The organism is Enterobacter sp. 18A13, from assembly GCF_007035975.1.
GTDB lineage: Bacteria > Pseudomonadota > Gammaproteobacteria > Enterobacterales > Enterobacteriaceae > Enterobacter > Enterobacter vonholyi.
On record NZ_AP019634.1, the window covers coordinates 3961727 to 3985005 of the forward strand.

Sequence of the window (23279 nt, forward strand, 5' to 3'; positions counted from 1 at the left end):
GTTTTCCCTTCAACGCCGGGTTAAATCTTACCGGCGGCTTCTCTCTCTGCGACTTCTTTGTCGAGCTGCGCAATATGCTGAGCCATTAGCTCACGGCAGTGTGCTGCCAATTCGCGCACCTGATCTTTACCGTATTTGCTGGTATCGACAGGTGGCAGCATTTCGACAATCACCAGCCCATTATTCAGGCGGTTAAGATTAATCTTATTCGAAGTATTGGAAACGCACACGGGAATAATTGGAACACCTGCCGCAATTGCAGCATGAAACGCACCGGTTTTAAACGGCAGCAGGCCGCGACCACGGCTGCGCGTTCCTTCCGGGAACATCCAGATTGAGATTTTGCGCTTTTTAAAATGATTCACCACTTCCGCAATGGTGCTGTGCGCTTTTGCACGGTTATTACGGTCAATCAGCAGGTTACCGGTAAGCCAGTACAGCTGACCAAAAAAAGGGATCCACAGCAGGCTTTTTTTGCCCACCGTCACGGTCGGTGGAAGCACGATATTAGAGGCCGTCACCATATCGTAGTTGTTCTGATGGTTGGCAATATAGATGGCGTTACCGAAATTCTCCGCCCCTTCCGGCAGACGTTTTTCAACCTTCAGGCCAAACAGCGGAGCAAGGCGCCCGAACATATGGCCAAAGGTGGCGACATGCTTCGGATTACGCGGGCTGAACAGGCAATAAATAGAGCCGAAAATACAGACCAGAATACAGTAGATGACGGTAAGAATAAGACGAACAATATATAGCATAGCGACCTCTGAAGCCCCAACAGCTGACAATTATACTTCACCTGTGGCCAGGTAAGGACTTTATTACGAGCGCGTATTGTTAATCGCAACGCACGAATTAACAACGATTTTACGGGAAATTTTATTGAAATTCCCCCTCCGGACAGAGGGGGGATATCACGACATTACTCTTCGCTGTCGCCCGCAGCGCTGCGTGCAGGAGAGTCAATCTCCACGCGATCGATACGCTGCAGACCGCGCATCAGCGAGCCGCGGCGACCGCGCTCACCCACCACCTTCTGCAGCTCTTCCGGACGAAGCTTGATTTTGCGCTTGCCGACGTGAATGGTCAGCGTGCTCTGCGGCGGCAGAAGGAAGAGGTGCGCCAGGCCATCTTCGCCTTTCGCGGCCTCCGCCGACGGGATGTTGATGATCTTGTTGCCCTTGCCTTTTGACAGCTCCGGCAGATCGCTGACCGGGAACATCAGCATACGTCCGGCGGTAGTGATCGCCAGCAGCATGTCGCTTTCGTTCTCAATCACCAGCGGTGCCATCACGTGAGCGTTGTCCGGCAGGCTAATCAGCGCCTTACCGGCACGGTTGCGGGAAACCAGATCGTTGAAGGTACAGATAAAGCCGTAGCCCGCATCGGACGCCAGCAGCAGCTTCTGGTCATCGGCTTCCATCAGCATATGGTCAACCGTCGCGCCCGGCGGCAGCGTCAGCTTGCCGGTTAGCGGCTCGCCCTGCCCGCGCGCGGAAGGCAGCGTGATCGGGTCAATGGCGTAGCTGCGACCGGTGGAGTCGATAAACGCCACCGGCTGGTTGCTCTTGCCTTTCACCGCCGCTTTGAAGCTGTCGCCCGCTTTATAGCTGAGCCCCGGCGCGTCGATATCGTGGCCTTTGGCGCTGCGTACCCAGCCGCTCTGCGACAGGACAATAGTCACAGGCTCGGACGGCTGCATGTCGTGCTCGTTCATCGCCTTCGCTTCTTCGCGCTCGTGCAGCGGAGAACGACGGTCGTCACCGAAGGCATCGGCATCGGCCTGCAGCTCTTTTTTCAGCAGGTTATTCATCTTGCGTTCGGAAGCGAGGATCGCCTGCAGCTGATCGCGCTCTTTTTCAAGCTCGTTCTGCTCGCCGCGGATCTTCATCTCTTCCAGTTTGGCGAGATGGCGCAGCTTCAGCTCGAGGATCGCTTCGGCCTGGGTTTCGCTGATGCCAAAGCGCGACATCAGGGCGGGCTTCGGCTCGTCCTCGGTGCGGATGATCTCAATCACCTCGTCGATATTGAGGAACGCCACCAGCAAACCTTCAAGGATATGCAGGCGCTTAAGCACTTTCTCGAGACGATGGTTCAGACGACGGCGTACCGTATCGCGGCGGAACGTCAGCCATTCGGTGAGGATCTCCAGCAGGTTTTTCACCGCCGGGCGTCCGTCGAGGCCGATCATGTTCAGGTTGATGCGGTAGCTTTTTTCCAGATCGGTGGTGGCAAACAGGTGGTTCATCACCTGCTCCATGTCCACGCGGTTGGAGCGCGGCACGATCACCAGACGGGTCGGGTTCTCGTGGTCCGATTCATCGCGCAGGTCGTCGACCATCGGCAGCTTTTTATTGCGCATCTGGGAGGCGATCTGCTCCAGCACTTTGGCGCCGGAAACCTGATGCGGCAGCGCGGTGATCACCACGGCGCCGTCCTCTTTATTCCACACCGCGCGCATGCGCACGGAGCCGCGCCCGTTCTGGTAGATTTTGCGAATTTCCGCGCGAGAGGTGATGATCTCAGCTTCGGTTGGGAAATCTGGCCCCTGCACGATATCCAGCAGATCGTCGAGCGAGGCTTTAGGCTGCTCGATCAGGGTAATGGCGGCTTTCGCCACTTCACGCAGGTTGTGCGGCGGAATGTCCGTCGCCATACCGACCGCAATCCCGGTGGTGCCATTCAGCAGGATGTTCGGCAGACGCGCAGGCAGCATCTTCGGCTCCTGCAGCGTACCGTCGAAGTTCGGTACCCAGTCAACGGTCCCCTGCCCCAGCTCGCCCAGCAGCACTTCGGCATATTTAGAGAGGCGGGATTCGGTATAACGCATCGCCGCGAAGGATTTCGGATCGTCCGGCGCCCCCCAGTTCCCCTGACCATCCACCAGCGGGTAGCGGTAAGAGAACGGCTGGGCCATCAGCACCATCGCTTCATAACAGGCGCTGTCGCCGTGCGGATGGTATTTACCCAGTACGTCACCGACGGTACGGGCGGATTTCTTGAACTTGGCGGTGGCGTTCAGCCCCAGTTCGGACATCGCATACACGATGCGGCGCTGAACGGGCTTCAGGCCATCCCCGATAAACGGCAACGCCCTGTCCATGATGACGTACATGGAATAGTTCAGGTATGCGTTTTCCGTGAATTCATGTAGCGCGAGGCGCTCTGCCATATCGCTCATTACGTGTGATTCCTCAACTCAGAAACCGAAGGGTTTCAGGCAATATTGCCGCAGATACTACCCTATCTGACGAGTTGAGTCACAAAGAAAAAGGGCCGCTTATGCGGCCCTTTCCGGGTTATTTGTTCAGCTTAATGACCTGCTTCACGTCGATTTCAAACTCGTTCCAGTCTTTATCGACTTTACCCTGCAGTTCAACTTTATCCTGCGGAGTGACGGTCACGCCGTTCCAGCGCTTGTGGTCAATCTCCACGTTGACCGTGCCGGTCTCATCGCGGAAGGTGTAGCGGTCATCGGACAGGCGCTGGGTAATGTTCCCACGCAGCTTCACCCAGCTGTCGTCCTTCATCTCTTTCACCTTCACCGCGGTGGTGTGGTTAGCGTCGTTATCAACAAAACCTCCCGTCTGCGTCTGGGTCTGGGTTTGCGTGGCCGACGGGCCGTTAAATCCGCCCTGCGCGGCAAAAACGGGGGCAGTGGTCATCATCATGATGGCGGCAATGGCAGCGAATTTTTTCATATTAACTCTCCCTTTAATCTGGTTTCGCAGTCCATTAAACAGGGTAATCCTTAACAACTTCTTAAGGGAAAAATTTATTTATTATTGCTGTACAGCAGGCGCTTGCAGAGGGTTTACTGACGGCATCAAGGAGGGAACATGCGCATTTTACTGGTAGAAGACGACACGTTAATCGGCGACGGTATCAGGGCGGGTTTAAGCAAAATGGGCTTTAGCGTGGACTGGTTTACCGACGGTAAAACCGGTCATGCCGCGCTTGCTTCTGCGCCCTATGATGCCGTGGTGCTGGATCTGACGCTGCCGGAAATCGACGGTCTGGACATCCTGCGCGCGTGGCGCGAAAGCGGGCGCAGCGAGCCGGTATTGATCCTGACCGCGCGGGATGCGCTCAACCAGCGCGTGGAAGGGCTGCGTCTTGGCGCGGATGATTATCTCTGCAAGCCGTTCGCGCTGATTGAAGTCGGCGCCCGCCTCGAGGCGCTGGTCCGCCGCAGTCACGGCCAGACGCATAGCGAGCTACGCCACGGCAAGGTCACGCTCGATCCGACCCGTCTCGTCGCCACGCTGGACGGTGAACCGCTGACGCTGAAGCCGAAAGAGTTCGCGCTGCTGGAACTGCTGATGCGCAATGCAGGCCGCGTGCTCCCTCGCAAGACGATTGAGGAAAAACTGTATACCTGGGATGACGACGTCTCCAGCAACGCGGTAGAAGTCCACGTTCATCACCTGCGCCGCAAGCTTGGCAGCGAGTTTATCCGCACCGTGCACGGCATCGGCTATACCCTGGGTGACGCATGAAGCTGACGCAACGCCTGAGCCTGAAGCTGCGCCTGACGCTTCTCTTCCTGCTGCTCTCTCTGACGGCCTGGTTTGCCGCCAGCCTGGTCGCCTGGCAGCAGACCACCCACAAGCTGGATAAGCTCTTCGACACCCAGCAGATGCTGTTTGCTAAACGGCTGCTGACGATGGATCTGGACGAGATCCGCGCCCCCGAACGCATGCGCGAGATCCCGAAAAAAGTGAAGCACGGTCGTCTGGACGACGACGCGCTGGCTTTCGCCATTTACGCCGTCGACGGCAAAATGCTCCTCAACGACGGTGAAAACGGACGCGATATTCCGTACCACTATCGCCGCGACGGGTTCGATAACGGGCAGCTGCAGGGCGACAACGACGAGTGGCGTTTTTTATGGCTAACCTCACCTGACGGAAAATACCGCGTGGTGGTCGGCCAGGAGTGGGAGTACCGCCAGGAGATGGCGCTGGACGTGGTCAGCTCGCAGCTGACCCCCTGGCTGGTGGCGCTGCCCGTGATGTTGCTGCTGCTGATCGTCCTCCTGAGTCGGGAGCTGAAGCCGCTGAAAAAGCTGGCGCAGACCCTGCGCTCCCGCTCGCCGGATGCCACCGATAAACTGCCGACGGAGGGCCTTCCTACGGAAGTGCGCCCCCTGCTCGACGCGCTGAATCATCTCTTCGCGCGCACCCAGGAGATGATGACCCGCGAGCGCCGCTTTACGTCCGATGCCGCCCACGAGCTGCGCAGCCCGCTGGCGGCCCTGAAGGTGCAAACTGACGTGGCGCAGCTGTATCAGGACGATCCCGAGGCGCAGTCCAAAGCCCTTTCGCAGTTACATGCGGGTATCGACCGCGCCTCCCGGCTGGTGGATCAACTCCTCACGCTGTCGCGCCTGGACTCGCTGGATAACCTTGACGATGTCGAACCGATTCCCCTTGCCGACTTGCTGCAGTCAGCCGTGCTGGATATCTGGCATCCGGCGCAGCAGGCGGGCATTGATCTTCGCCTGAACATCCATGCACCAGAGGTTACACGCACGGGCCAGCAGCTCCTCATGAGCCTGCTGGTGCGCAACCTGCTGGATAACGCGATTCGCTACAGTCCGCGTGGCAGCGTGGTGGACGTGACGCTGGACGCGCGTGGCTTTACCGTGCGCGACAACGGCCCTGGCATTTCACCTGACGCGCTGGCGCGCGTCGGCGAGCGCTTTTATCGTCCGCCGGGTCAGGATGCCACGGGCAGCGGGCTGGGGTTATCCATTGTAAAACGCATCGCCACCCTGCACGGGATGCGCGTTTCGCTGAGCAATGCGCCTGAAGGCGGTTTTGAAGTGAAGGTCAGCTGGTAGAGATTATTGCGTTTAATGCAAAAGACTTTGCACATTTTGCTCATTTTACCGCACCGTCCTCGCGCGTAGAATACTGGCCATACTCTCATCATCGAGGACAAATAATGAGCAATATCCTGATTATCAACGGTGCAAAAGAATTTGCGCACTCTAAAGGCCAGCTGAATGACACCCTGACCGAGGTCGCGGACGGTTTCCTGCGCGACGCCGGGCATGATGTTAAGGTCGTACGCGCGGACAGCAATTATGACGTGAAGGCCGAAGTACAGAACTTCCTGTGGGCTGACGTGGTGATCTGGCAGATGCCAGGCTGGTGGATGGGCGCGCCGTGGACCGTAAAAAAATACATGGACGACGTGTTCACCGAAGGTCATGGCTCACTGTATGCCAGCGATGGCCGCACCCGCTCTGACGCGTCCAAAAAATACGGGTCAGGCGGTATGATTCAGGGCAAAAAATATATGCTCTCTCTGACCTGGAACGCCCCGCTGGAAGCCTTCACCGAGAAAGATCAGTTCTTCGAAGGCGTGGGCGTTGACGGCGCGTACCTGCCGTTCCACAAGGCTAACCAGTTCCTGGGCATGGATCCTCTGCCGACGTTTATCGTCAACGACGTGATTAAAATGCCTGATGTCCCGAGCTATATCGCAGAATATCGCAAGCATCTCGCGGAAATTTTTGCTTAACTGGTAGCCTGGAATTAAAGGAGTAGTAAACATGCTTACCGTTATCGCAGAAATCCGTACTCGTCCAGGTCAACATCACCGTCAGGCGGTGCTGGATCAGTTCGCGAAAATTATCCCGACCGTACTGAAAGAAGAAGGCTGCCACGGCTACGCGCCGATGGTGGATGCCGCCACTGATGCCAGCTTCCAGGCGACCGCGCCGGACTCGATCATCATGGTTGAGCAGTGGGAAACCGTCGCGCACCTCGAAGCACACCTGCAGACCACGCACATGAAAGCGTGGAGTGACGCGGTGAAGGGTGACGTGCTGGAAACCCACATCCGTATTCTGGAGCAAGGGGTTTAAGTTTTCCCTCACCCCAGCCCTCTCCTGACGGGAGAGGGAGAACAGGTCCAGGCCCGGTGAGCGTCAGCGCAACCGGGCTTTGTTGTTTTTAGCTGCTTTTCTTCCCCGGTTTTAACCCGCGATGTAGCTCGTTGATGCGCTTCATCGACTTGATAGTGCGCTGCGGCTCGGTGGAGGCTACGGATAAAATAATCATCTCCAGACAGAGCAGCACCGTGCCGTGGAGCGGGATTTTGCCCTTTTCGCCGCCGCGCGGAACGTGGATCACCACGCTGGCCTCCTTGCTGAAACGCGAATCAAGGGCGTTGGTCAGCAGGATCGTTGGAATGCCCAGACGTTTTGCTTCACGCAGGGTGGTTTGCCCCTCCCGGTGCGCGGACTTCTGCGCCATCATCACCAGCACGTCGCCGCGCTGAAGCGCAATCAGCTGCTCGGCAAGCCCTATTCCGGTACGGTTAAGCGGCGTGGCGGGTAACCCCATGCGGCTGAACAGCCTGGCGGTATACTCGGCCAGAATACCGGATGCCCCAATGCCAAATATGGCAACCTGCCTCGCCTGCGCCAGCAGAGAGACCGCCTGGGCCATCGCGTATCGGTTGTGGGGCTCGGACAACACCTCGCAGGTGTGTTGATGCCCCTCCAGCACAAAATCAATGCTCGCGTTGACGTCGCTGGCAAGCGTGTTCACCGTAGTGGACATCTTTTCGCTGGAGGTGACCACCGGACCAAACCACTGCTCAAGCGTTTGCTTGAGATCGCGCAGCCCGGCGAAACCCAGCGCCTGGATGGCGCGGACCACCGTGGCATCGGAGGTTTTCACTACGGCAGCAATCTCCATGGCGGTCTGTTCCATCACCGCTTCGCGATTGTCATGAATATAGCGTGCAACCTGCAGCAGACGCGGCGTCAGCTGATGCGCCCGCGCGCGAAAACGGTCGCCATAGACATCCACGCGCCCTTTCTCTTTGCGGATCACCGTGACGCCTCCGGCAGCGGTCGCCCGGCAATCTGAGACTGCACCTGCGCGACCATCAGCCCTAAAGACGCGAACGAATTCGAGATCGCCTCTTCACGCGAGATCAGCACGTAATGCCCGGTTCGGCAGGCATTGAGGAACTGACACCAGCCCGGCATGACCGCATCCATCGCCGCCAGCTCGTCCTGCGGTTTACCGCCCGTATCCCCGCGCCAGGTGGCGAAGACGAAATCGCCATCCAGCTCCGGCAGGCGCTCGGCGCTGACGTCAATCCGTCCCCCTTCCGGGATGGACTCAATCAGCGGCGGGAACTTGAATCCTGCGTCGCGCAGCACGCGGCCCAGCGAGTGGTAGCTGTGCATAGCGTTGATTTTCCCCTGATTAGCCTGAATCACCGACACGGTGATTTTGCGCGTGTCGATGGTCGCCTTCAGCGCCTTGATTTGTTCCTGATAGCGGCGTTCCAGAATGTTTAGCCTTGCCTGCGTGCCCGTGAGCTGCGCCAGCTTGCGGTAGATTTCCGGCGCGCCGCCGTCGAGATGATCGATGCTCACCGTCGGGGCAATTTTCGCCAGCTGTTCCACCGGGGTGTTGCGGGTCGGCTCGGTAACGATCAGGTCAGGTTTTGCGGCGGCGATGGCTTCGATGTCGATATCGGCCGTGCCGATAAATTTGATATCGGAATTATCGAAGTCGACGCCGGTTAACATGCCGCTGGAGCGCAGAAAGTGGCTGTCGTCCGGCCGCGTGCGGCCATGGCTCGCCACCGGCGGCACGCCAAGCTCAATCAGCGGAATGGTGATATCCAGATCGTGTAAGGAAACAATCCGCTTCGGATGAACCGGCACAACCACCTTGCGTCCCAAATCGTCGGTAAAGACCTGCGTCGGCTCCGCCGCGCTCACCGCGAACCCCACCAGCAACAGCATCGAAAACAGTACGCGCATCATAGTCCCCTAAAATCTGTCCCGACGCTGCCAGAGCAGCAGCAGGAAAAACGGTCCGCCAATCAATGAAATCACAATTCCCGCCGGCAGCTGCAGCGGGAGGAATGCCAGACGGCCGACGTTATCCGCCAGCAGCACCAGCAGCGCCCCCAGCACGGCGCTTCCCGTCAGGAGCGCGGTTTGCCCGCCGCGCAGCAGCAGGCGCGCCATGTGCGGGGCAATCAGCCCCACGAAGCCAATGCTGCCCACGCAGGAGACGCAGGCCGCCGTCAGCACCACCGGAGCGAGAACCCGCAGCAGCGCCAGCCGGGTTGTGCGCACGCCAAGGCCCGTAGCGGCCTGATTGCCGAGCAACGCCACGTCCGCGGCCCGGGCGGTAAACAGCAGCAGCGCAAACGCGGGGGCGGCCCAGAGCGCAGCCAGGCCTACCAGCGTCCAGTTTGCCGCATGCAGGCTTCCCGCCAGCCACAGCATCGCCGTCTGTACGTCACGCACGTCGGCGGTGGTCATAAAGACGCCCATCGCCGCGGCAAACGCCCACGACACGCCGATGCCGATCAGGATGAACCGCGGGCGCGAGATATCGCGCGCCAGGACGATCACCAGCAGCGCGGTAAGCAGCCCACCGGCCATGCCGACCAGCGGACGCCAGGCCAGGCTCAGCGCCGGGAACTGAAAAATCAGCAGCAGTACCGCCGCGCTACAGCCCTCCTTCACGCCGATAAGCCCCGGGTCAGCCAGACCGTTGCGGGTGATGGACTGCATCGCCGCCCCCGCCATGCCGAGCATCGCGCCGCACAGCACCGCCATCATCAGGCGCGGCAGGCGGATATCCATCACGACGTAACGCGTCTCCGCCGTCAGACTTTCAGGCGAAAACAGCGCGCGCCCGATGGCGGAGGTTGGAATGGGCAGAGAACCGTGCGTCAGGCCAAAGCCCAGCAGGCTTAGCGCCGCCAGCACGAAAAGCGACAGGTACGCCAGCGCTTTCGGGCGAACCAGCGCCGATATACGGCCAATTCGGATCGCGCGGAATCCGGCCCGGTTCATTTGAACATCCTCGACGCCATAAAGATGAATACGGGCGCGCCGACCAGGGCCGTCATGATGCCGGTTGCCAGCTCCCAGGGGGTAAACAGCGTGCGGGCGGCGATATCCGCCAGCAGCAGCACCAGCGCGCCGCACAGGGCCGACAGCGGCACCATCACGCGCAAATCGACCGACACCAGACGGCGGATGAGCTGCGGCACGACCAGGCCGATAAAGCCAATCGGTCCGGCGATAGAGACGGCCGCGCCGCAGAGTAGCGCGATGGCCAGCAGGGCGAGCAGGCGGGTTTTCAGCAGGGACACGCCAAGCCCCTGCGCCATTCTGTCGCCCAGCGCCAGCATGTTGAGCGAGGGCGACAGCCCGATAGCAAGAACAAAACCAGCGGCTGCAGCCCACAGGGCACTCTGGAGCATCTGCGCGTTGACTCCGGCGATATCACCTGCCAGCCAGGTGCGCAGAGAGAGCAGCGTCTGTTCATCCAGGATTAACACCGCGGCGGTAATCGACGAGGCAAACGCCGACATCGCCACGCCGCACAGGGTGACCTTCATCGGCGTGAGCCCGGTACGACCGGACGAGGAGAACATCAGCACCAGCAGAAACAGCGCGGCGGCACCGACGGCGGCAATCAGCGGGCGACCAAACGGCAGCGACAGGCCAAGCGCGCTGACGCTCACCACTGCCAGCGCAGCCCCGGCGTTGAGCCCCAGAATGTGCGGTTCGCCGAGCGGGTTGCGGATCACAGACTGCAGCAGCACGCCCGCCACGCCGAGCGCGGCACCCGTCACCATCGCGGCGCAGAGGCGCAGCAGTCGTAATTTGATAATGACGTTATGGTCGAAATTGCGCGGGTCGAAGTGGATGAACGCCTCCACTACCGTCTGCGGGGCGATAAAGCGTGCACCGATGCCAAGATGCGTAATCGCACCCAGCGCCAGCAGCAATATAAAAATCAGGAAGGCCAGAGAAGCGCGTATCATGGCTGTTCAAGGCTCTGGCGAAACGGCATAAAGAACGGTTTGCCGGTCAAGGGGTTGATGGACATATGCACGTCCACATCAAACACCGCTTTGATCAGTTCCGGCGTGCAGACGTCGCCCTCGTGCAATACGCCCTCCACTTTTCCCTGGCGCAAAAAGACCAGCGAATCACCGTAGTTCACGGCGAAGTTGAGATCGTGCAGCACTACCACCACGGTACGCCCGTGCTGGCGGGTCAGGGCGTGCAGCAGTTCCAGGATCTCCACCTGGTAGCGGAGATCGAGATACGTCGTCGGCTCGTCAAGCAGGATATACGGCGTTTGCTGCGCCAGCGCCATGGCGATCCAGCAGCGCTGACGCTGGCCGCCGGATAAGCTTTCCACCGGCATATGGGCAAACTCTGCCGTGCCGGTCAGGCGCAGGGCCTCTTCCACCGCCCGCTCGTCCTCGTCGCTCCACTGACGCATAAAGTTCTGCCAGGGAAAACGCCCGCGCGAGACCAGTTCAAAAACGGTTAACCCTTCCGGCAGCAGCGGCGACTGCGGGAGAATGCCAAGCTGACGGGCGACCGCTTTGGTGGGCTGCTCGTGGATCGCCTTGCCGTCGAGAACTGCCGCGCCGCCAAGCGGCTGGAGCAAACGCGCAATGGTGCTCAGCAGCGTGGATTTCCCACAGCCGTTCGCCCCTACCAGCACGGTCATTTTCTGCTGTGGGATCGCAAGGGAGATATCATCAACGATGATTTTTTTCTGATAGCCCGCAGAGAGGTTCTCCAGAACCAGACCCGGTTTGTGTGTGTTGTGAGCCACGTGAACGCCAACGTAATGAAAAACCAACAAATAAAAATAAAACTCATTCTCTTTTGAGAGTTTGACGCCGAGCCATGTAGTAGTCAAGAGAATAAACACCCTGGAAAAACCAGGGGTAAGCCTGAGTAAAAGTGAAAACTGGACGGCTTGTAAAAACATCTATTTCAATGACTTAATTATTATCCCGCTGCGCTTGTACGCACGGTTAAACGCTGTAGTCGATTTTTTCTTTTTTCCATTTACTACTACATTCACGCATGATTGAATGATTCTCAATTACATGTCCGATGCCACTTCCGGCTAACGGACAGACCGTAAAGGGCAATGACTCACACAGTTTGCCGCGAAACGTCATTCGCGGGATATTTCGGGATAACAGATGTAATGGCTACGTTCACACCTTCACTCTCTGGGGTAAAAGGGCGCGCGCTCTTTTCCCTGCTGTTTATGGCGCCGCTGGTTCAGGCAGCAGATAACACCGCGGCTAAAGATGGCGAAACGCTTACCGTCACCGCCGATCCAACTACTGCGGCGGAGGCCACCAACGGCTATCAGCCGCTGAACACCTCCACCGCGACGTTAACCACCATGCCGATGCTGGATATACCGCAGGTGGTCAATACCGTCAGCGACAAAGTGCTGGAGGATCAAAATGCCACCACGCTGGATGAAGCTCTGTACAACGTCAGCAACGTGGTGCAGACCAACACCCTGGGCGGTACGCAGGATGCCTTCGTGCGCCGCGGATTTGGCGCGAACCGCGACGGCTCGATCATGACTAACGGCCTGCGCACCGTCCTGCCGCGCAGCTTTAATGCCGCAACCGAGCGCGTGGAGGTGTTGAAAGGCCCGGCCTCCACGCTGTACGGCATTCTCGATCCGGGCGGCCTGATTAACGTCGTCACCAAACGCCCTGAGAAGACCTTCGGCGGTTCAATTTCTGCCACCTCTTCCAGCTTTGGCGGCGGCACCGGACAGGTCGATGTTACCGGCCCAATTGACGGCACGCGCCTGGCGTATCGCCTGACGAGCGAATATCAGGACGAGGATTACTGGCGTAATTTTGGCAACGAACGCAGCACCTTTATCGCCCCGTCCCTCACCTGGTTCGGCGACGACGCCACCGTGACCGTGCTCTATTCGCATCGCGACTATAAAACGCCGTTCGATCGCGGAACGATCTTCGATCTCAACACCAAAAAGGCCGTCGACGTCGATCGCAAAACCCGCTTTGATGAGCCGTTTAACGTGACCGACGGCCAGTCCGATCTCGCTCAGCTCAATGCGGAATATCGCCTCAACAGCCAGTGGACCGCGAAGTTTGACTACAGCTACAGCCAGGATAAATACAGCGATAACCAGGCGCGCGTGATGGCCTACGATTCAAAAACCGGCAACCTGACCCGCCGAGTGGATGCGACCCAGGGCTCGACACAGCGTATGCACACGACGCGCGCGGATCTGCAGGGGAACGTGGACATCGCGGGCTTTTACAATGAGATCCTGACCGGCGTGTCGTATGAGAATTACGATCTGCTGCGCACGGACATGATCCGCTGTAAGAACGTTAAGGATTTCAATATCTATCATCCGACGTATGGCAAACTCGGCAAATGCACCACCGTGTCGGCGTCCGACAGCGACCAGACGCTGAAGCAGGAAAGCTACTCTGCCTATGCGCAAGACGCGCTGTACCTGACCGATAAGTGGATTGCCGTCGCAGGCATGCGCTACCAGTATTACACCCAGTACGCGGGGAAAGGCCGCCCGTTCAACGTCAACACCGACAGCCGCGACGAACAGTGGACGCCGAAGCTGGGGCTGGTTTATAAGCTCACGCCAGCGGTCTCGCTGTTTGCCAACTACTCGCAGACGTTTATGCCGCAGTCGTCCATTGCGAGCTACATCGGCGATCTGCCGCCGGAAACGTCGAATGCTTACGAAGTGGGCGCAAAGTTCGACCTGTTCGATGGGGTTACCGCCAATATCTCGCTGTTTGATATCCACAAACGCAACGTGCTGTACAACGAAAGCGTGGGGGGGGAAACCATCGCCAAAACGGCGGGCCGCGTGCGCTCCCAGGGCGTGGAGGTGGATCTGGCCGGTTCACTGACCGAGAACACCAATATTATCGCCAGCTATGGCTATACCGACGCGAAGGTGCTGGAAGATCCGGACTACGCGGGCAAACCGCTGCCGAACGTGCCGCGCCATACCGGCTCCCTGTTCCTGACCTACGATATTCACAATGCGTTTGCCGGTAATACCCTGACGCTGGGCGGCGGCGGGCACGGCGTAAGCCGTCGTTCCGCAACCAACGGTGCGGATTATTATCTGCCGGGCTATTTCGTGGCGGATGCGTTTGCGGCGTACAAGATGAAGCTACAGTATCCGGTGACGCTGCAGGTGAACGTGAAGAACCTGTTTGATAAAACCTACTACACCTCATCTATCGCCACCAACAATCTGGGTAATCAGATTGGCGACACGCGCGAAGTGCAGTTTACGGTGAAGATGGAGTTTTGATGTAAAAAAGCCCGGTGGCGCTAACGCTTACCGGGCTTACGATCCATTCCCTCTCGCTGTGGCAGAGGGTTAGGGTGAGGGCATCAGGCCTCAATATCCGCCATATCGCCTTTCTCCTGCAGCCAGTTACGACGGTCTTCCGAACGTTTCTTGGCAAGGAGCATATCCATCATGGCGTTGGTCTGCTGTTCGTCTTCGTCGCTGATCGTAAGCTGCACCAGACGGCGCGTGTTCGGATCCAGCGTCGTTTCGCGCAGCTGCATCGGGTTCATCTCGCCCAGCCCTTTAAAGCGCTGAACGTTAGGTTTGCCCTTCTTGCGCTTCAGCTGTTCCAGCACGCCCGCTTTTTCTTCTTCCGTCAGCGCGTAGTAAACCTCTTTGCCGAGGTCGATACGATAAAGCGGCGGCAGCGCCACGTGGACGTGACCATTTTTAACCAGCGTGCGGAAGTGCTTCACAAACAGCGCGCATAGCAGCGTGGCGATGTGCAGACCATCGGAGTCCGCATCCGCGAGGATACAGATCTTGCCGTAGCGCAGCTGGCTCAGATCGTCGCTGTCCGGATCGATACCGATCGCCACCGAGATATCGTGGACTTCCTGCGAGGCCAGCACTTCGTCTGAAGAGACCTCCCAGGTGTTCAGGATTTTCCCCTTGAGCGGCATGATCGCCTGGTATTCACGGTCGCGAGCCTGCTTGGCCGATCCACCCGCCGAGTCCCCTTCCACGAGGAATAGCTCGGTACGGTTGAGATCCTGCGCGGTACAGTCCGCCAGCTTGCCCGGCAGCGCAGGGCCGCTGGTCAGCTTTTTACGCACCACTTTCTTCGCGGCACGCAGACGACGCTGGGCGCTGGAAATCGCCATTTCAGCCAGCATCTCTGCTGCCTGAACGTTCTGGTTCAGCCACAGGGTAAACGCATCTTTCACCACGCCGGAAACGAACGCCGCGCACTGGCGTGACGACAGACGCTCTTTGGTCTGACCGGCAAACTGCGGATCCTGCATCTTCACGGAGAGCACGTAGGCGCAGCGGTCCCAGATATCTTCCGCCGACAGCTTCACGCCGCGCGGCAGGATATTGCGGTATTCGCAAAATTCGCGCATCGCGTCCAGCAGTCCCTGACGCAGCCCGTTGACGTGGGTACCGCCGAGCATGGTTGGGATCAGGTTGACGTAGCTTTCGGTCAGCAGTTCGCCGCCTTCCGGCAGCCACAGCAGCGCCCAGTCGACCGCTTCGGTATCGCCGCTAAAGTTACCGACGAACGGTTTTTCCGGCAGCGTCGGCAGGCCGTTTACCGCTTCGCACAGGTAGTCGTTCAGGCCATCGGCGTAGCACCAGGTCTGCTCGGTATTGTTGACGTTATCCTTAAAGGTAATTTCCACACCCGGACACAGCACCGCTTTGGCTTTCAGCAGGTGCGTCAGGCGGGATACGGAAAAGCGCGGGCTGTCGAAGAAGCTTTCGTCAGGCCAGAAGTGGACGCTGGTGCCGGTGTTGCGTTTGCCGCACGTGCCGACAACCTGCAGATCCTGCACCTTCTCGCCGTTTTCAAACGCGATGTTATAAATCTGGCCGTCGCGACGGACGTTTACTTCCACGCGCTTGGACAGGGCGTTCACGACGGAAATCCCCACGCCATGCAGGCCGCCGGAGAACTGGTAGTTCTTGTTGGAGAACTTACCGCCCGCGTGCAGACGACAGAGGATCAGCTCAACGGCAGGCACGCCCTCTTCCGGATGGATATCCACCGGCATGCCGCGCCCGTCGTCGATGACTTCCAGCGACTGATCGGCATGCAGGATAACGTCAACGCGTTTGGCATGGCCCGCCAGCGCTTCGTCCACACTGTTATCAATAACTTCCTGGCCCAGATGGTTTGGGCGCGTTGTATCGGTGTACATCCCCGGGCGGCGGCGAACCGGCTCAAGCCCGGTGAGGACCTCAATGGCATCAGCGTTATAGGTTTGCGTCATGATTTAAACTAGCAATTCGCATTGATTGTCAGTGGCTGTGCAGTCCAAGAAAATCGACAATCTGGGTGAAATGATTCTCAAAGCCCGTGAAAGCATGGTTTCCGCCCTCTTCTATAGTCTGGCGGCAGGAGGCGTAATACGCCACTGCCTGGCGGTAATCCAGCACTTCATCACCCGTCTGCTGCAACAGCCAGATGAGATCCGGCGCCTCAAGCGGGTCGACCTGCATAACTTTGAGATCGTAAATATGGCGTGACTCTAGCACATATTGCTGCCCGGTGTAGGGGTTCTCGTTTTCGCCAAGAAAGTCCCTCAGCAACTCAAATGGCCGAACCGCCGGATTAACCACAACGGCAGGTAGCATGAAGCATTGTGAGAGCCAGGTGGCGTAATACCCGCCCAGCGAGGAACCGACCACACCGAAGGTTTCGCCGCCGTGCGCAAGCACAATCGATTCCAGCATCTCCGCGGCCTCTGCCGGGTAAGGCGGCAGCTGAGGGATAATCATCTCAACGTCGGGGTGATGCTCGCTCAGCCACTGGCGAAACAGTGTCGCTTTTGCGGAGCGCGGCGAGCTGTTGAATCCGTGCAGATAAAGGAGCGTAGACATCAATAGCCTTCTGAAGCGGTATCCGGGCGGAATTTTGCACCGGTCAAACGGCAGACTTCCGTGGTCAGCGTGCCGTCGGCATGCAGTTCCAGCCAGCGCCAGCCTGGCGCAATGGTATCCAGCGTAAAGTTGGCGCAGTGCGGCTTAAACTGAACGCAGGTCGACGGCGTCGCCAGCATGCGGCGCCCGTTCCAGTCGAGATCCTGTTCCTGGTGAATATGTCCACACAGCAGGTTTTTCACTCGCGGGAACTTCGCCAGCACGCGATCCAACGCTGCGGAGTTGCGCAGACTGTGCTGATCGAGCCAGCTACAGCCCGCCGGCAGAGGGTGATGATGAAGCAACAGCAGCGTGTGACGTTCAGGTTCAGCAGCCAGTTTGGTCTCCAGCCAGTCGAGCTGAAACTCGCTTAACTCACCGTGCGGGACGCCAAACACCTGGCTGTCCAGCAGCAGGATCTGCCACTGGTCACCCGCAAAAACACATTTCGCCGGAGAAATACCCGCATCCTGGAGAGAACTGTACATAGCGGGCTGGAAGTCATGATTTCCTGGCAGCCAGACGCAAGGCACGCTAAAGCTCGCGATGCCTTCAGCAAAATGCTGGTAGGCCGCGGAAGATTGGTCCTGCGCCAGATCGCCCGTTGCGACAATCAGATCGCATGCACGGTTTTCGGCGTGAATCGCGCTAAGTACCGCCTGATAACTCTCCCAGGTATTCACCCCCAGCAGCGTTTCATGCTTTTCGGCAAAAAGGTGGGTATCGGTGATTTGTAATATCCTGACTGGCGCCCCACCAGCAACAGTCAGGTTCAACAGGCTTTCCAAATGGTGTCCTTAGGTAGGTTTATGACGCTAACAAACCGGAATCGCCATTGCTCCATGTGCTAAACAATATCTTAGCCAGTCGGCTAAAAACTGGTTAATTTGATGCTTTTCGTCGCGTTGATGCAACTTTTTATTCGGGTAATCATACCGCGCCTTGAAGCGAAAGATCTGCTGGCTTGAACACACTTCAGCGACCATCGCGTCGTGATAGAGGCGTACCGTCATTGACGGCAGGCTCCAGTAGCTAATGCTGGGTGCCGTTTGCTCAATTTCCACCAGCGTAGTGTAGCGCGTTGATTCTGTTATCGTTAAACGATACTGCGCGTTGCTCACCTGATAGCTTACCGTTTCGCCGGGTGCGTCGTTTTTCGGCAGCAGGCGGCGCAATTGTGCGAAATTGGTTTCGCACAGGCGCATCATTTCTGGGAAGTCAGGCGTATAGCGCTTCATTTTTTCCACTCGTTTCGTAATGTCTGATAATGCAGCTGCAGCCATTGCAGGGCGATGACAGACGCTGCGTTGTCGATTTTCCCCTCTTCTACCCACTGATAAGCCTGTTCCCGGCTCACCACATGAACCCGAATATCTTCGTTTTCATCTGCCAGACCGTGGATCCCTTCCGCCGTCGTGGCGTCCACTTCACCCACCATAATGGACAAGCGCTCGCTGGTACCTCCCGGGCTTGCCAGATAGCTCAGCACCGGTTTTGTGCGGCCCACCACCAGCCCGGCCTCTTCCAGCGCCTCGCGTCGGGCGACGTCTTCAACCGTCTCACCCTCTTCGATCATCCCGGCCACCATTTCCAGCAGCCACGGGCTCTCACTGACGTCGTAAGCGGCGATGCGGATCTGCTCCACCAGCACAACTTCGTCACGCACAGGGTCAAAGGGTAGCAAGACTGCCGCATGCCCGCGCTCAAAAATTTCGCGTCTGATTTCGCCGCTCATTTCCCCGTTAAACAGACGATGCCTGAAACGGTAAAGATCCATTGAAAAAAAACCGCTATAAAGCGTTTCTCGTGCAATAATTTCTACATCGTTTTTGGCGAATGTCACGGGCAACTTTTCTGGTTTTTGCATGAGTCGAGTCCTGGTAGCAATGGTGATGAAATTGTGAATTTCAAGGCTGTTTGGCTGCCGTTTGTAAGGCTATATGGTAGATTGGTGCAAATTACCGCCAGATGGCACGTAACGCCAACCTTTTGGTGTGGATGATTCTGTTAGAATCGGCAATTATTTTTTAATTAGATCAGCGCTAATACTGCTTCACAACAAGGAATGCAAATGAAGAAATTGCTCCCCATCCTTATCGGCCTGAGCCTGACGGGCTTCAGTGCAATGAGCCAGGCGGAAAACCTGTTACAGGTCTACCAGCAGGCACGTCTGGGCAACCCTGATTTACGTAAATCAGCGGCCGATCGTGATGCTGCGTTTGAAAAGATTAACGAAGCTCGTAGCCCCTTGCTGCCACAGTTAGGTTTAGGTGCAGATTATACCTACAGCAACGGTTTCCGCGACGCTAACGGCGTAAACTCCAATGCTACCAGCGCCTCACTGCAATTAACACAGACGCTGTTTGATATGTCCAAATGGCGTGCCCTGACCCTGCAGGAAAAGAGCGCAGGCATCCAGGATGTGACCTATCAGACCGACCAGCAGACGCTGATCCTGAATACTGCCACGGCGTACTTCAACGTGCTGAGCGCGATTGACGCACTCTCCTACACCGAAGCGCAGAAACAGGCCATTTACCGTCAGTTAGATCAAACCACTCAGCGCTTCAACGTGGGTCTGGTCGCGATCACCGACGTGCAGAACGCCCGTTCACAGTACGACACCGTGCTGGCTAACGAAGTGACCGCGCGTAACAACCTCGACAACGCGCTGGAATCCCTGCGTCAGGTCACCGGCAATTACTATCCTGAGCTGGCCTCCCTGAACGTCGACAGCTTCAAAACGGATAAGCCGCAGGCTGTTAACGCCCTGCTGAAAGAGGCGGAAAACCGCAACCTGACGCTGCTGCAGGCGCGTCTGAGCCAGGACCTGGCCCGCGAGCAAATTCGTCAGGCGCAGGACGGCCATTTGCCAACCCTGAGCCTGAGCGCGTCTACCGGTGTCTCTGATACAACCTACAGCGGCTCTAAAACCAATACGTCCCAGTATGACGACAGCAATATGGGCCAGAACAAGGTGGGCCTGAGCTTCTCCCTGCCGCTGTATCAGGGCGGTCAGGTCAACTCCCAGGTGAAACAGGCGCAGTACAACTTTGTTGGCGCGAGCGAGCAGCTGGAAAGCGCCCACCGCAACGTGGTGCAGACCGTGCGTTCCTCCTTCAACAACGTGAACGCCTCAATCAGCAGCATCAACGCCTATAAACAGGCCGTTGTGTCTGCACAGAGCTCCCTGGACGCGATGGAAGCAGGTTACTCGGTCGGTACACGTACTATTGTGGACGTGCTCGATGCGACCACCACGCTGTACAACGCGAAACAGCAGCTCTCCAGCGCGCGTTACCAGTACCTGATTAACCAGCTGAACATCAAACAGGCTCTGGGTACGCTGAACGAGCAAGACCTGCAGATGCTGAACAGCGCGTTGGGCAAACCGGTCTCCACCTCTCCGGACAGCGTTGCACCGGAGAACCCGGAGCAGGTTGCCGCGGTTGATAACTTCAACGCTAACGGCACTACCCCTGCTGCACAGCCTGCTGCCGCGCGAACCACAGCGCCTGCCAGCAAGAGCAATAATCCGTTCCGTAACTAAGAGTGTCATCAGGCCCACTGCGGCCTGATGCCTTCACTCCAGCCCTCTTCCACAGGGAGAGGGCGCATCTGAATCACATCCGAACGTAAGTCAACGTAAAGATCCCCCTGATTCCGCCCCTCTTCGCTTCATTTTCAACCACTCATCCTCTATCCTGAGCGTTATTACCACTGGGTCCTGGAAGACAAAGATGAAACGGACAAAAACGATCAATCACGCGTCGTTCCGCAAGAGCTGGAACGCGCGTCACCTCACCCCTGTTGCGCTGGCGGTCACGGCTGTCTTTATGCTGGCAGGCTGTGAGAAAAATGACGAAACGGTTTCGCTGTATCAAAACGCGGACGACTGTTCTGCCGCAACCGGCAAAGCCGCCGAATGTAAAACGGCTTACACCAGCGCGCTGAAAGAAGCGGAACGTACCGCGCCGAAATATGCCTCACGCGAAGACTGCGTGGCGGAGTTTGGTGAAGGTCAGTGCCAGCAGGCACCGGCTCAGGCAGGCACCGCACCTGAAAATCAGGCGCAGGCGCAGTCCAGCGGCAGCTTCTGGATGCCGCTGATGGCAGGCTACATGATGGGCCGCCTGATGGGCGGTGGTGCAGGTTACCAGCAGCAGCCGCTGTTTAGCTCGAAAAACCCGGCCAGCCCGGCTTACGGTCAATATACCGATGCCAGCGGCAAAGGCTACGGCGCAGCGACCCCTGGCCGCACCGTGACCGTACCGAAAACGGCGATGGCGCCGAAGCCTGCGACCACCAGCACCATCACCCGTGGCGGGTTCGGTGAGTCTGTGGCGAAGCAGACCAGCATGCAGCGCAGCGCGACAGGCACCTCCTCTACTCGCTCAATGGGCGGCTGATCATGGAAAGAGTCAGTATCACCGAGCGCCCGGACTGGCGCGAAAAAGCCACCGAGTACGGTTTTAACTTCCACACCATGTACGGCGAGCCGTACTGGTGTGAAGACGCCTATTACAAGCTCACGCTGGCCCAGGTTGAGAAGCTGGAAGAGGTAACGGCCGAGCTGCACCAGATGTGCCTGAAGGTGGTGGAAAAAGTCATCGACAGCGACGAGCTGATGGCAAAGTTCCGCATTCCAAAGCACACCTGGAGCTTTGTCCGCCAGTCGTGGAAAACGAATCAGCCTTCGCTTTACTCTCGCCTGGATCTGGCATGGGACGGCAAAGGCGAGCCTAAGCTGCTGGAAAACAACGCCGATACCCCAACGTCCCTGTACGAAGCGGCGTTCTTTCAGTGGATCTGGCTGGAAGACCAGGCCAATGCCGGAAACTTGCCGGAAGGCAGCGACCAGTTCAACAGCCTGCAGGAAAAGCTGATCGAGCGCTTCGCCGAGCTGCGCGAGCAGTTTGGCTTCAACCTGCTGCATCTCGCCTGCTGCCGCGACACGGAAGAAGACCGTGGCACGGTTCAGTATCTGCAGGATTGCGCCGCTGAAGCGGAGGTGGCGACCGAGTTCCTCTATATCGAGGATATCGGCTTGGGTGAAAAAGGTCAGTTCACGGACATGCAGGACCAGGTGATCAGCAACCTGTTCAAGCTCTACCCGTGGGAATACATGCTGCGCGAGATGTTCTCCACCAAGCTGGAAGATGCTGGCGTGCGCTGGCTTGAGCCGGCCTGGAAGAGCATTATCTCCAACAAAGCCCTGCTGCCGATGCTGTGGGAGATGTTCCCGAACCATCCGAACCTGCTGCCGGCGTACTTTGCAGAAGATGATTACCCGCAAATGGAGAAGTACGTCGTCAAGCCGATCTTCTCACGCGAAGGCGCAAACGTGTCGATTATCGAAAACGGCAAGACGCTGGAAGCGGTTGAAGGGCCGTACGGCGAAGAAGGGATGATCGTCCAGGAGTTCTATCAACTTCCAAAATTTGGCGACAGCTATACGCTGATTGGCAGCTGGCTCATCAACGATCAGCCTGCCGGAATTGGAATTCGCGAAGATCGCGCGCTGATCACGCAGGATCTGTCGCGGTTCTATCCGCACATTTTTGTGGAGTAAGACTGCGGCCTGATGCCCTCACCCCAGCCCTCTCCCACAGGGAGAGGGTGGAAAGACTAAAAACGGCAACCTGACGTTGCCGTTTTGCTTTTATTATCCCACCTGCACCGATAGCATACTCAAACTGCCCATCTCAATACCGTCGACCGGGATCGTAACCGGCTCCTGACCATCCCACGCGCCAAGTACGTACAGCAGCGGCAGGAAGTGCTCCGGCGTCGGGTTAGAAAGCGAACCGCCCTCATGATCCAGATAGTTCACCAGCGGATGCGCCTCAGCCGGCCCCTGCCAGGTCAGGTTCGCTTTAACGTAGTCGTTAAAGGCGGTCGCCCACGGGTACGGCGTGTTCTCACCGTGCCAGCGTGCGGTACGCAGGTTATGCACCACGTTGCCGCTCGCCACCAGCATGATGCCTTCATCACGCAGGGTCGCCAGCTTACGCCCCATCTCAAGATGCCAGGCGGCCGGTTTGGTGCTGTCGATGCTCAACTGCACCATCGGGATATCCGCATCAGGATACATTTTAATAAGCACGCCCCAGGAGCCGTGGTCAAAGCCCCAGGCTTCTTTATCCAGCGTCACAGGGACAGGCGCCAGCAAATCCACCAGCCTTTGTGCCAGCTCGGGCGAGCCGGGGGCCGGATAATGCGTGTCGTATAGCGCCTGCGGGAAGCCGCCAAAATCATGAATGGTTTTTGGCGCTTCCATGGCGGTCACGCCCGTCCCACGGGTAAACCAGTGCGCAGATACCACCACGATCGCTTTCGGACGCGGTAGCGTCTCGCCCAGATGACGCCAGGCGCGGGTATAGACGTTGTCTTCCAGAACGTTCATAGGGCTACCGTGGCCTAAAAACAGGGCTGGCATACGTGAAGAAGTCATGGTGATATCCTTACGGAAGGTGTCAATTTAATGGT

At 58.0% G+C, this 23279-nt stretch carries 22 protein-coding genes; 8 read left to right on the plus strand and 14 right to left on the minus strand.

Annotated features, from left to right (window positions below; all coding sequences use genetic code 11):
* Window positions 1-20: 20 nt before the first annotated feature.
* The 3 genes from plsC to FOY93_RS19100 form a co-directional block, all read right to left on the minus strand.
* Window positions 21-758 (minus strand): 1-acylglycerol-3-phosphate O-acyltransferase, encoded by a 738-nt coding sequence (plsC, locus tag FOY93_RS19090; RefSeq protein WP_045404006.1) that lies wholly within the window; start codon window positions 756-758, stop codon window positions 21-23.
* A 164-nt stretch (window positions 759-922) separates the two neighbouring features.
* A complete protein-coding gene (parC, locus tag FOY93_RS19095) occupies window positions 923-3181 on the minus strand; it encodes a DNA topoisomerase IV subunit A (protein ID WP_045415164.1) in 2259 nt (752 codons plus the stop codon).
* Between the two features lie 118 nt (window positions 3182-3299).
* Window positions 3300-3701, minus strand: a complete 402-nt coding sequence (locus tag FOY93_RS19100) for a YgiW/YdeI family stress tolerance OB fold protein (protein WP_136195078.1) — start codon at window positions 3699-3701, stop codon at window positions 3300-3302.
* 138 nt (window positions 3702-3839) lie between these two features.
* On the opposite strand from FOY93_RS19100, the gene qseB reads away from it, so the two are divergent.
* The 4 genes from qseB to FOY93_RS19120 all read left to right on the plus strand — a co-directional run bounded on the left by qseB (window position 3840) and on the right by FOY93_RS19120 (window position 6877).
* Window positions 3840-4499 carry a quorum sensing response regulator transcription factor QseB gene (gene qseB / locus FOY93_RS19105; RefSeq protein WP_136195077.1) on the plus strand — a complete coding sequence of 220 codons (660 nt, stop codon included), beginning with the start codon at window positions 3840-3842 and terminating at the stop codon, window positions 4497-4499.
* The gene (gene qseC, locus FOY93_RS19110; RefSeq protein ID WP_045356057.1) at window positions 4496-5845 is read left to right on the plus strand and encodes a quorum sensing histidine kinase QseC; all 1350 of its coding nucleotides are present in this window, start codon (window positions 4496-4498) and stop codon (window positions 5843-5845) included. Before qseB ends, qseC begins: the two co-directional genes overlap by 4 nt.
* Before the next feature lie 104 nt (window positions 5846-5949).
* Window positions 5950-6531: an NAD(P)H-dependent oxidoreductase gene (locus FOY93_RS19115; protein WP_111963279.1), complete on the plus strand. Its 582-nt coding sequence runs from the start codon at window positions 5950-5952 to the stop codon at window positions 6529-6531.
* A 31-nt stretch (window positions 6532-6562) separates the two neighbouring features.
* Entirely contained in the window at window positions 6563-6877 is a 315-nt protein-coding gene (locus FOY93_RS19120) for a putative quinol monooxygenase (protein WP_032664433.1), read from the plus strand.
* Between the two features lie 88 nt (window positions 6878-6965).
* Here the strand turns inward: FOY93_RS19120 and FOY93_RS19125 are convergent, their stop codons facing one another.
* The 5 genes from FOY93_RS19125 to FOY93_RS19145 are packed head-to-tail and all read right to left on the minus strand — an operon-like array spanning window position 6966 to window position 11639.
* Entirely contained in the window at window positions 6966-7853 is an 888-nt protein-coding gene (locus FOY93_RS19125; RefSeq protein ID WP_039025548.1) for a MurR/RpiR family transcriptional regulator, read from the minus strand.
* Window positions 7850-8800 (minus strand): iron-siderophore ABC transporter substrate-binding protein, encoded by a 951-nt coding sequence (locus FOY93_RS19130; protein WP_136195214.1) that lies wholly within the window; start codon window positions 8798-8800, stop codon window positions 7850-7852. The genes FOY93_RS19125 and FOY93_RS19130 overlap by 4 nt, the downstream gene beginning before the upstream one ends.
* A gap of 9 nt (window positions 8801-8809) precedes the next feature.
* Window positions 8810-9850 (minus strand): FecCD family ABC transporter permease, encoded by a 1041-nt coding sequence (locus FOY93_RS19135; RefSeq protein ID WP_136195076.1) that lies wholly within the window; start codon window positions 9848-9850, stop codon window positions 8810-8812.
* Window positions 9847-10830 carry a FecCD family ABC transporter permease gene (locus tag FOY93_RS19140; protein ID WP_136195075.1) on the minus strand — a complete coding sequence of 328 codons (984 nt, stop codon included), beginning with the start codon at window positions 10828-10830 and terminating at the stop codon, window positions 9847-9849. Before FOY93_RS19140 ends, FOY93_RS19135 begins: the two co-directional genes overlap by 4 nt.
* Window positions 10827-11639, minus strand: coding sequence for an ABC transporter ATP-binding protein (locus tag FOY93_RS19145; RefSeq protein WP_136195074.1), 813 nt, complete (start codon window positions 11637-11639; stop codon window positions 10827-10829). Before FOY93_RS19145 ends, FOY93_RS19140 begins: the two co-directional genes overlap by 4 nt.
* A 384-nt stretch (window positions 11640-12023) precedes the next feature.
* Between FOY93_RS19145 and FOY93_RS19150 the strand changes: the two genes are divergently transcribed.
* Window positions 12024-14165, plus strand: a complete 2142-nt coding sequence (locus FOY93_RS19150) for a TonB-dependent siderophore receptor (RefSeq protein WP_143345557.1) — start codon at window positions 12024-12026, stop codon at window positions 14163-14165.
* Window positions 14166-14248: 83 nt separating this feature from the next.
* Here FOY93_RS19150 and parE read toward each other — a convergent pair whose 3' ends face one another.
* The 5 genes from parE to nudF are packed head-to-tail and all read right to left on the minus strand — an operon-like array spanning window position 14249 to window position 18657.
* A complete protein-coding gene (gene parE / locus FOY93_RS19155; protein WP_111963285.1) occupies window positions 14249-16141 on the minus strand; it encodes a DNA topoisomerase IV subunit B in 1893 nt (630 codons plus the stop codon).
* 28 nt (window positions 16142-16169) lie between these two features.
* Entirely contained in the window at window positions 16170-16751 is a 582-nt protein-coding gene (gene yqiA / locus FOY93_RS19160; protein WP_047173609.1) for an esterase YqiA, read from the minus strand.
* Window positions 16751-17578 carry a 3',5'-cyclic-AMP phosphodiesterase gene (gene cpdA / locus FOY93_RS19165; protein WP_111963286.1) on the minus strand — a complete coding sequence of 276 codons (828 nt, stop codon included), beginning with the start codon at window positions 17576-17578 and terminating at the stop codon, window positions 16751-16753. The genes yqiA and cpdA overlap by 1 nt, the downstream gene beginning before the upstream one ends.
* A gap of 27 nt (window positions 17579-17605) precedes the next feature.
* Entirely contained in the window at window positions 17606-18028 is a 423-nt protein-coding gene (locus FOY93_RS19170; protein ID WP_014833293.1) for a DUF1249 family protein, read from the minus strand.
* Window positions 18025-18657 (minus strand): ADP-ribose diphosphatase, encoded by a 633-nt coding sequence (gene nudF / locus FOY93_RS19175; RefSeq protein ID WP_008502974.1) that lies wholly within the window; start codon window positions 18655-18657, stop codon window positions 18025-18027. Before nudF ends, FOY93_RS19170 begins: the two co-directional genes overlap by 4 nt.
* Before the next feature lie 204 nt (window positions 18658-18861).
* Here nudF and tolC point away from each other — a divergent pair, with 204 nt between their 5' ends.
* From tolC to FOY93_RS19190, 3 genes are all read left to right on the plus strand, one after another.
* Window positions 18862-20340 carry an outer membrane channel protein TolC gene (gene tolC / locus FOY93_RS19180; protein WP_111963287.1) on the plus strand — a complete coding sequence of 493 codons (1479 nt, stop codon included), beginning with the start codon at window positions 18862-18864 and terminating at the stop codon, window positions 20338-20340.
* A gap of 190 nt (window positions 20341-20530) precedes the next feature.
* Window positions 20531-21199, plus strand: coding sequence for a DUF1190 family protein (locus FOY93_RS19185; RefSeq protein WP_048028997.1), 669 nt, complete (start codon window positions 20531-20533; stop codon window positions 21197-21199).
* A gap of 2 nt (window positions 21200-21201) precedes the next feature.
* A complete protein-coding gene (locus FOY93_RS19190; RefSeq protein ID WP_136195072.1) occupies window positions 21202-22362 on the plus strand; it encodes a glutathionylspermidine synthase family protein in 1161 nt (386 codons plus the stop codon).
* Window positions 22363-22455: 93 nt separating this feature from the next.
* Here FOY93_RS19190 and ygiD read toward each other — a convergent pair whose 3' ends face one another.
* Window positions 22456-23244, minus strand: coding sequence for a 4,5-DOPA-extradiol-dioxygenase (ygiD, locus tag FOY93_RS19195; RefSeq protein ID WP_115876291.1), 789 nt, complete (start codon window positions 23242-23244; stop codon window positions 22456-22458).
* Window positions 23245-23279 lie beyond the last annotated feature (35 nt).